Consider the following 8,098-nt stretch of genomic DNA (forward strand, 5'->3'; position numbering starts at 1 on the left):
TTGACCGTAGACCGGGCGCAGGAGCTGGGCGAGCAGTTCTGTAAAGAGCATTTCCCCGGACACCAAGCCTTAGTCTGCACCCACCCGGACGGGCATAACCACAGCGGCAATATCCATGTGCATATCGTCATCAACTCCCTGCGGATTTATGAAGTCCCGCTTCTGCCCTACATGGACAGACCAGCCGACACACGGGAGGGCTGCAAGCACCGCTGCACCAACGCCGCTATGGAATATTTCAAGAGTGAAGTCATGGAGATGTGCCACCGGGAGGGGCTTTACCAAATCGACCTCCTAAGCGGCAGCAAGGAACGGATAACCGAACGGGAATACTGGGCGGCAAAGAAAGGACAGCTTGCCCTTGATAAAGAGAACGCTGTCAGAGAAGCCGCAGGACAGCCGACCAAGCCCACCAAGTTTGAAACGGACAAGGCGAAGCTGCGCCGGACGATACGGCAGGCACTTTCCCAAGCTGGCAGCTTTGACGAATTTTCTTCCCTTTTGCTGCGGGAGGGTGTGACCGTCAAGGAGAGCCGGGGGCGGCTTTCCTACCTCACGCCGGACAGGACAAAGCCTATCACAGCCCGGAAGCTGGGGGACGATTTTGACAAGGCTGCTGTCCTTGTCCTGCTTACGCAGAACGCCCACAGAGCCGCCGAACAGAGCAAAGCCATACTCGAATACCCTGCCGCGGTTAAAAAGCTGTCACAAGGGGAAAAAACCACAAAAACCACCCCGGCAGACAACACCTTGCAGCGCATGGTTGACCGGGAAGCCAAGCGAGCCGAGGGCAAGGGCGTGGGCTATGACCGCTGGGCGGCAAAGCACAACCTAAAGCAAATGGCAGCTACCGTTACCGCCTATCAGCAGTACGGCTTTTCCTCCCCGGAGGAACTGGACGAAGCCTGTTCTGCCGCCTATACCGCCATGCGGGAAAGCCTTACAGAGCTGAAGCAGATGGAAAAGACGCTGAACGGGAAAAAGGAGCTGCAACGGCAGGTGCTTGCCTATTCCAAGACCCGCCCTGTCCGGGACGGGCTGAAACAGCAGAAAAACGCCAAAGCAAAAGCAGCCTACCGTCAGAAGTACGAAAGCGACTTTATCATAGCAGACGCAGCCGCCCGCTATTTCAGGGAAAACGGCATTTCCAAGCTGCCGAGCTATAAAGCCCTGCAAGCAGAGATTGAAACCCTTATCCAAGAGAAAAACAGCGGCTACAACGATTACCGGGCAAAACGGGAGGAATACCGCCGCTTACAGACTGTCAAGGGCAATATCGACCAGATTTTACACCGGGAGCGCAAGCCTGTGAAAAGGCAGGAACAGGAACGATAAAAACCGCCCCAAAATGTACCCGAACCTATACAGAACAAGGGGGCTGCCCCGTACCCTATCCGCAAATACCAAAGGATTTTTTAACGGGCTTATAGGGCAGAAAAAACCCGAAAATGATACCGAGATGATACAGAATTACCGCCGATACCGCCACACCAGCGGAAACGGCAGAAAGGAGCGCACCCATGCCAAGAATGAGCAAGAAACGGCGGCTGGAATGGTCTTTTTTCCTGCGGCAAGTGAAAGTCGGGAATTCCACCTGCGATCGTATCACATACAATGACCTCTGCCGGGGCTGTACCCATAGCTGCAAGCAGAGCTTCCGGGCGGTTATCATACTCTGCCCCCACTACTACTCCAAACGCCGGAAAAAGGAGGACAGGGACAATGGCAGATAACCGCAAGTATTACTACCTCAAGCTGAAAGAGAACTTTTTTGACAGCGACTCCATTGTGCTGCTGGAAGATATGAAAGACGGGATTTTATACTCCAATATCCTCTTGAAGCTGTACTTAAAATCGCTGAAAAACGGCGGGAAATTGCAGCTTGACGAGCATATCCCCTACACAGCGCAGATGATAGCGACACTGACCCGCCACCAGATAGGGACGGTTGAGAGGGCTTTAGAGATTTTCCGGCAGTTGGGGCTTGTGGAGCAGCTTGACAGCGGGGCTTTCTATATGACCGACATTGAGCTGATGATAGGACAGTCCTCTACCGAAGCCGAGCGGAAACGGGCTGCAAGACTGGAAAACAAGGCACTTTTACCGCCCCGGACAAAAGGCGGACATTTGTCCGACATTCGTCCACCAGAGATAGAGATAGAGTTAGAGAAAGAGATAGAGATAGAAAAAGAGAGAGAGGGAGAAACGGGACACCCCGCCCCCGCCGCTTATGGCAGATACAACAATGTGATACTGACCGATACAGAGCTTTCCGGGCTAAAAACAGAGTTGCCCGACAAGTGGGAGTATTATATTGACCGGCTTTCCTGCCATATCGCTTCCACCGGGAAACAGTACCACAGCCATGCAGCCACCATTTACAAGTGGGCGCAGGAGGACGCTGCCAAAGGCAAGGCTGCCCCGAAACAGGGCATACCCGATTATTCATGCAAGGAGGGCGAGAGCTTATGAAAAACGGAATTGAAGCTATGATTACGGACATTACAGCCACTACCGCCGAAGCGGAGGACTACACAGGCGAGGACGGGCTTTTATACTGCGGTAAGTGCCATACGCCCAAAGAAGCCTATTTTGCAGAGGGAAAGACTTGTTTCGGGCGTGACCGCCACCCGGCAGAGTGCGACTGCCAGCGGGCAGCCCGTGAAAAGCAGCAAGCCGCCGAAAGCCGACAGAAGCACCTTGAAAAAGTGGAGGACTTGAAACGCCGGGGCTTTACCGACCCTGCTATGCGGAACTGGACATTTGAGCATGACAACGGCAGAAACCCGCAGACCGAAACCGCCCGCTTTTATGTGGAGAGCTGGGAAACCATGCAGGCTGAAAATATCGGCTACCTGTTTTGGGGCGGCGTGGGGACGGGAAAAAGCTACCTTGCCGCCTGTATCGCCAACGCCCTTATGGAAAAAGAGGTTGCCGTCTGCATGACAAACTTTGCAACGATACTGGGTGACCTTGCCGCCAGCTTTGAGGGCAGGAACGAATATATTTCCCGCCTTTGCAGCTACCCTCTGCTGATACTTGATGATTTCGGTATGGAGCGAGGAACAGAATACGGGCTGGAACAGGTTTACAGCGTGATTGACAGCCGTTACCGAAGCGGCAAGCCGCTGATCGCCACGACCAACCTCACGCTGGAGGAATTGCAGCACCCGCAGGACACGCCCCACGCCCGTATCTATGACAGGCTGACTTCCATGTGCGCCCCCGTCCGCTTCACGGGCAGCAACTTCCGAAAGGAAACCGCACAGGAAAAGCTGGAACGCTTAAAGCAACTGATGAAGCAGCGAAAGGAGAGCCTATGACAGAAACGAAACAGACAAGCACCACCAAAACAGACCGCCGCCCGGACTGTGTGACGGAAATCCGCATGGGCAACTCCGTCCTTACCGTTTCCGGCTTCTTCAAGCAGGGCGCAACCGACACCGCAGCCGACAAGATGATGAAAGTGCTGGAAGCGGAAGCTGCTACACAAAAAACGGCGATTTGACCGACCATAAAGAAGCAGATTTGACGCTTTTGCCGCTATACAGACAGCCGCCCCATGTGGTACAATCAAGGTACGGAATAGTGGGGCTGGCTGTCGGAAACGGAGGATTTTATGTTAAGACAGACCAACCAACAACCAATTACCGCCCTTTACCCAAGACTATCCCATGAGGACGAGCTGCAAGGCGAAAGCAATTCCATTTCCAATCAGAAGCGTATCCTTGAAACCTATGCAAAGCAGAACGGCTTTTCCAATCTGCGCTGGTACACGGACGACGGTTATTCTGGTGCGAACTTTCAAAGACCCGGTTTTCAAGCCATGCTTGCGGACATTGAAGCCGGAAAAGTCGGGACAGTTATCGTAAAGGATATGTCGAGGTTAGGGCGAAACTACCTGCAAGTGGGAATGTACACGGAAATGATTTTCCCACAGAAAGGTGTCCGCTTCATCGCTATCAATGACGGAGTGGACAGCGCACAGGGCGACAATGACTTTGCCCCGCTGCGGAATATCTTTAACGAATGGCTGGTGAGAGATACGAGCAAGAAAATCAAAGCAGTAAAACGCTCAAAAGGCATGAATGGCAAGCCCATCACAAGCAAGCCTGTGTATGGCTACCTCATGGACGAGGATGAAAATTTCATTATTGACGAGGAAGCTGCACCCGTAGTCAAGCAGATATACAACCTCTGTCTTGCCGGGAATGGTCCGACCAAGATAGCCCGTATGCTCACAGAGCAGCAAATCCCCACGCCGGGAACGCTTGAATACCGCAGGACGGGCAGCACCCGCCGCTACCACCCCGGCTATGAGTGCAAGTGGGCGACCAATACCGTAGTGCATATCCTTGAAAACCGGGAATACACAGGCTGTCTGGTAAATTTCAAGACAGAAAAACTTTCTTACAAAGTCAAGCACAGTGTAGAAAATCCCCCGGAAAAGCAAGTGATTTTCGAGAACCACCACGAGCCTATCATAGACACCCAAACATGGGAACGGGTGCAGGAGCTTCGCAAACAGCGCAAACGCCCAAACCGCTATGATGAAGTGGGTTTGTTCTCCGGCATACTGTTCTGTGCGGACTGCGGCAGCGTGATGTATCAGCAGCGATACCAGACGGACAAGCGCAAGCAGGACTGTTATATCTGCGGCAACTACAAGAAACGCACCCATGACTGTACGGCGCACTTTATCCGCACCGACCTCTTGACCGCTGGTGTACTCTCCAATCTGCGGAAAGTGACCAGCTATGCGGCAAAGCATGAAGCCCGGTTTATGAAACTCTTGATTGAGCAGAACGAGGACGGGGGCAAACGCAGGAACGCCGCCAAGAAAAAGGAACTGGAAGCCTCCGAGAAACGCATAGCCGAGTTATCCGCTATCTTCAAGCGGCTGTATGAGGACAGCGTGACCGGGCGCATATCAGACGAGCGTTTCACAGAGCTGTCGGCAGACTATGAAGCAGAGCAACGGGAGCTGAAAGAAAGAGCCGCTGCTATTCAAGCGGAGCTTTCCAAAGCACAGGAAGCCACCGTGAACGCAGAAAAGTTTATGAATGTTGTCCGGCGGCATACCAGCTTTGAAGAACTTACCCCTACTCTGCTGCGGGAGTTTGTAGAGAAAATCGTTGTGCATGAGTGCAGCTATGACGAGAACAAGACCCGCAGACAGGACATTGAGATTTATTATTCTTTTGTTGGCAAGGTGGACTTGCCCGAATAACCGCCCGACCTATCCGACACAATGCGCAAGTGCCGGATAGGAACGGCAAAATTTTTTACACTTCTATTACTTCTTTATCGCACATCAGTAAAAAGCCAGGGCATTAAGCAGCTTATGGCTAATTAGATGTAATAAAAAAGCGAAGAAAGGGAAAACACAATCCAGACGGAACCGGCGGTGCGGTCAAGAAATATTGTGGAAACGCAAGATTTCTGCTATAATGGGTGCAGAACACTTGACGATGGAAAGAGGGACGGGAAGCCTATGAACATCAGCTATCAGCCATTATGGAACACCCTGAAAGAGCGTAGCATGAGAAAAGAGGACTTGCGGCTTGCCGCCGGTCTGACAACCAACATGATTGCCAACATGGGCAAGGGCGAGCATATCAGTATGAAAACGCTGCTGCGTATCTGCGAAGCCCTGAATTGTGAGATTACCGATGTGATTGAGTTAGTATCAGACGAGCCTGCTTCCACAGGAGGTAAGGAACATGAGCGAATTGAAACCAAGAATAACAGAAAACAGAATTGACTATATCCTTGTCGGAGATTACTACATCCCGGATTTGAAACTTCCGGAAGAACACCGCCCCATCGGAAAGTATGGACGGATGCACCGGGAATATTTAAGAGAAGTCCACCCATCCAGATTGAATACATTGATACTGACCGGAGAATTGTGGACATATCTTGTAGACATGAACGAACAGGCACAGGAACGGTCAGACACTATCATGGAACAGCTGAAAGCTGCCGAGGGCGTGACAGAGGAATTAAAGCGTACCTGTCAAATGGAATGGGTGCAGCGTTGCAATAACATTCACAACCGGGCAGAAGAAATTGTTTTGCATGAGATGATTTATTCATAACGGTATGGTAGAATGATTATTACAAATTAGAAGTTGTAAAGGAGACTTTGTATGGGTAGAAAAGAAATAACAACAAAAGAAGATTTAATGAAAGTAATAGAATTATTCGAAAATACTGGAATTACATACTGGTTGGATGGCGGATGGGGTGTAGATATTTTAGCTGGTAAACAAACAAGAATTCATAGAGATATAGATATAAATTTTGATGCTCAACATACGGAAAAATTGTTAAATGTGCTTTTGAATCTGGGCTATAAAATTGATACAGACTGGAAACCGGTTAGAATAGAGTTATATAGTGATGAACTTGGTTACTTAGACATTCACCCGTTCGTTTTAAATGAGGACGGAACTTCAAAACAAGCTGATTTAGAGGGTGGCTGGTATGAGTTTGAAAAAGATTACTTTGGTAGTGCTTTTTTTGAAGGAAAAACAATTCCTTGTATATCCTTAAAAGGTCAAAGAGTTTTCCACTCAGGTTATGAATTAAGAGATAAAGATAAGCATGATATTTCAATTCTTGAAAGTTTATCAAAATAACATTGCTGTAATTTCTAAGATAAATTCCACTTTATCGCTTTGAAATTTTAACTGAATAACCACAGCACAAACCGCTGCTACATGGGAGCCAACAAACCATGCAACAGCGGTTTTTCCTTACCTTTTTTTCCTCTGGCTGATAGGCGTTCCCATTTTCTTTGATTTTTTGAGAATCCGAATCAGCCAGCGAAATTCTTCGTCTGACAGATTTTTATAGTTGATGCCGAGCTGCTTGCAGTAAAGGACAACCAACTTTTCATCCCGGCTGCCCTTGAAATTTTCGACCGCTTCCAGATTTTCTTTCAGTTCATCGGCAACAGTGGTCTGGGGCGCACTCTCACTGTCCTTTTTGTGGGCTTCCCGAATATCACGGATAATCCGGTTGAGGTCATCCAGAACCATGTGGCTGAAATACTCATCATCGCTGATATGGGCAGCTTGCAGCACCTTCAAATGCGGGTCATCTTCGCCGGGGCGATACCGTTCAATGATTTCATGCCGGACGGTATCGACAAGGGCGTTGAGGTTTTGAATCTGCATGGTGGCAATCCCGTCCACATAAATCTCAATATCTGCAAGAAACTTGATAAAATCTTTATGTGTGGCAAGCTCACAGAGCAGACGGTTGTTAATCCGACCGCTTTTCAGAAGTGCGACCATCTCATCATTCAAATGCAGCTCCGTCAATGGCGTGTTGATCTGCTCCCTGTTCTCTGTCCGGCACAGCAGATAATCAACGGAAACTCCATAGAAGTCTGCCAGCGCGATAAGGTTGCCATGATTGATTTCCTTATAATCCTCTTTTTCATAACTTCCAAGAGCTGATTTGGAAATACCCGTCAACTCTGACAACTCTTCCAGATTTAAGCCTTTGTCCTTGCGGAGTTCCCAAAGGCGTTCCTGTATGCTTGTCGCTCCTTTCATGGGCGCACGCTCCTTTCCGGTGGTTTGATTGCTGCCGCTTATCTGGATTATATCACACTTTCCGCAATCGTGGAAATTTCTGATTTTTACCCCTAATTCCTACTTTGTGGACATACGGCACAGGGCACAAAAATGTTCTATGATACAGGTAGTTCATCGATGGATTATTCCAATCGAATGACCAGCCTGTGTGGGATATGCTTCCCCGGCGATGTAGTGCCATGACTTTTGGCAGGGATGTGGAGGAATCCTGACCAAAACGAGCGTACCAAAGGGAGCAATACGCCGCTGTGAGATTCAGGGGAGGAACGACACCAGGGAGAACTGGCGAACTGACACCGAAATGATACCGAAACACGACAATCTGATAGGGGGACAGTCTACCCTATCGCTGATACTTCGGGAGATTTTAAGCGGCTCTATGGCTGTAATTTTGCCGAAAATCGCCCCGAAACCATACACGAAAACGGGAGGAAGCGCAATATGCCGAGAATGAGCAAAAAGAGGAAGCATGAGCTTTCCTTTTACCT

Annotated in this window: 10 protein-coding genes; 9 read left to right on the forward strand and 1 reads right to left on the reverse strand. The window is 49.6% G+C overall.

Annotated features, from left to right (window positions below):
- The 9 genes from DW677_RS16490 to DW677_RS16535 all read left to right on the forward strand — a co-directional run.
- Nucleotides 1-1,335 (forward strand): relaxase/mobilization nuclease domain-containing protein (locus DW677_RS16490; RefSeq protein ID WP_117567838.1); only part of this gene is annotated, 1,335 nt, incomplete at its 5' end.
- A 185-nt stretch (nt 1,336-1,520) separates the two neighbouring features.
- Nucleotides 1,521-1,733 carry a hypothetical protein gene (locus DW677_RS16500; RefSeq protein WP_002569236.1) on the forward strand — a complete coding sequence of 71 codons (213 nt, stop codon included), beginning with the start codon at nt 1,521-1,523 and terminating at the stop codon, nt 1,731-1,733.
- The gene (locus DW677_RS16505) at nt 1,723-2,472 is read left to right on the forward strand and encodes a phage replisome organizer N-terminal domain-containing protein (protein WP_002569235.1); all 750 of its coding nucleotides are present in this window, start codon (nt 1,723-1,725) and stop codon (nt 2,470-2,472) included. The genes DW677_RS16500 and DW677_RS16505 overlap by 11 nt, the downstream gene beginning before the upstream one ends.
- Nucleotides 2,469-3,323, forward strand: coding sequence for an ATP-binding protein (locus tag DW677_RS16510; protein ID WP_002569234.1), 855 nt, complete (start codon nt 2,469-2,471; stop codon nt 3,321-3,323). The genes DW677_RS16505 and DW677_RS16510 overlap by 4 nt, the downstream gene beginning before the upstream one ends.
- Nucleotides 3,320-3,508, forward strand: a complete 189-nt coding sequence (locus DW677_RS16515) for a transposon-encoded TnpW family protein (RefSeq protein ID WP_002569233.1) — start codon at nt 3,320-3,322, stop codon at nt 3,506-3,508. Before DW677_RS16510 ends, DW677_RS16515 begins: the two co-directional genes overlap by 4 nt.
- 111 nt (nt 3,509-3,619) lie before the next feature.
- Complete coding sequence (locus DW677_RS16520; protein WP_002569232.1) at nt 3,620-5,230, forward strand: recombinase family protein; 1,611 nt, start codon at nt 3,620-3,622, stop codon at nt 5,228-5,230.
- Nucleotides 5,231-5,494: 264 nt separating this feature from the next.
- Nucleotides 5,495-5,764: a helix-turn-helix domain-containing protein gene (locus DW677_RS16525; protein ID WP_117567839.1), complete on the forward strand. Its 270-nt coding sequence runs from the start codon at nt 5,495-5,497 to the stop codon at nt 5,762-5,764.
- Nucleotides 5,724-6,101, forward strand: coding sequence for a TnpV protein (locus DW677_RS16530; protein WP_075877044.1), 378 nt, complete (start codon nt 5,724-5,726; stop codon nt 6,099-6,101). The genes DW677_RS16525 and DW677_RS16530 overlap by 41 nt, the downstream gene beginning before the upstream one ends.
- A 51-nt stretch (nt 6,102-6,152) precedes the next feature.
- Nucleotides 6,153-6,644 carry a hypothetical protein gene (locus DW677_RS16535; protein ID WP_009266803.1) on the forward strand — a complete coding sequence of 164 codons (492 nt, stop codon included), beginning with the start codon at nt 6,153-6,155 and terminating at the stop codon, nt 6,642-6,644.
- A gap of 117 nt (nt 6,645-6,761) precedes the next feature.
- Here the strand turns inward: DW677_RS16535 and DW677_RS16540 are convergent, their stop codons facing one another.
- Nucleotides 6,762-7,568, reverse strand: coding sequence for a helix-turn-helix transcriptional regulator (locus DW677_RS16540; RefSeq protein ID WP_075877043.1), 807 nt, complete (start codon nt 7,566-7,568; stop codon nt 6,762-6,764).
- Between the last annotated feature and the right edge of the window lie 530 nt (nt 7,569-8,098).

Origin of the sequence: Clostridium sp. AM25-23AC (assembly GCF_003435125.1) — a bacterium.
GTDB classification, from domain to species: domain Bacteria; phylum Bacillota; class Clostridia; order Lachnospirales; family Lachnospiraceae; genus Pilosibacter; species Pilosibacter fragilis.

Bases quoted from the DNA above. Each gene is read 5' to 3' on its own strand.
- DW677_RS16500 (WP_002569236.1), top strand. From the start codon at position 1,521: ATGCCAAGAATGAGCAAGAAACGGCGGCTGGAATGGTCTTTTTTCCTG.
- DW677_RS16505 (WP_002569235.1), top strand. From the start codon at position 1,723: ATGGCAGATAACCGCAAGTATTACTACCTCAAGCTGAAAGAGAACTTT.
- DW677_RS16510 (WP_002569234.1), top strand. From the start codon at position 2,469: ATGAAAAACGGAATTGAAGCTATGATTACGGACATTACAGCCACTACC.
- DW677_RS16515 (WP_002569233.1), top strand. From the start codon at position 3,320: ATGACAGAAACGAAACAGACAAGCACCACCAAAACAGACCGCCGCCCG.
- DW677_RS16520 (WP_002569232.1), top strand. From the start codon at position 3,620: ATGTTAAGACAGACCAACCAACAACCAATTACCGCCCTTTACCCAAGA.
- DW677_RS16525 (WP_117567839.1), top strand. From the start codon at position 5,495: ATGAACATCAGCTATCAGCCATTATGGAACACCCTGAAAGAGCGTAGC.
- DW677_RS16530 (WP_075877044.1), top strand. From the start codon at position 5,724: ATGAGCGAATTGAAACCAAGAATAACAGAAAACAGAATTGACTATATC.
- DW677_RS16535 (WP_009266803.1), top strand. From the start codon at position 6,153: ATGGGTAGAAAAGAAATAACAACAAAAGAAGATTTAATGAAAGTAATA.
- DW677_RS16540 (WP_075877043.1), bottom strand. From the start codon at position 7,568: ATGAAAGGAGCGACAAGCATACAGGAACGCCTTTGGGAACTCCGCAAG.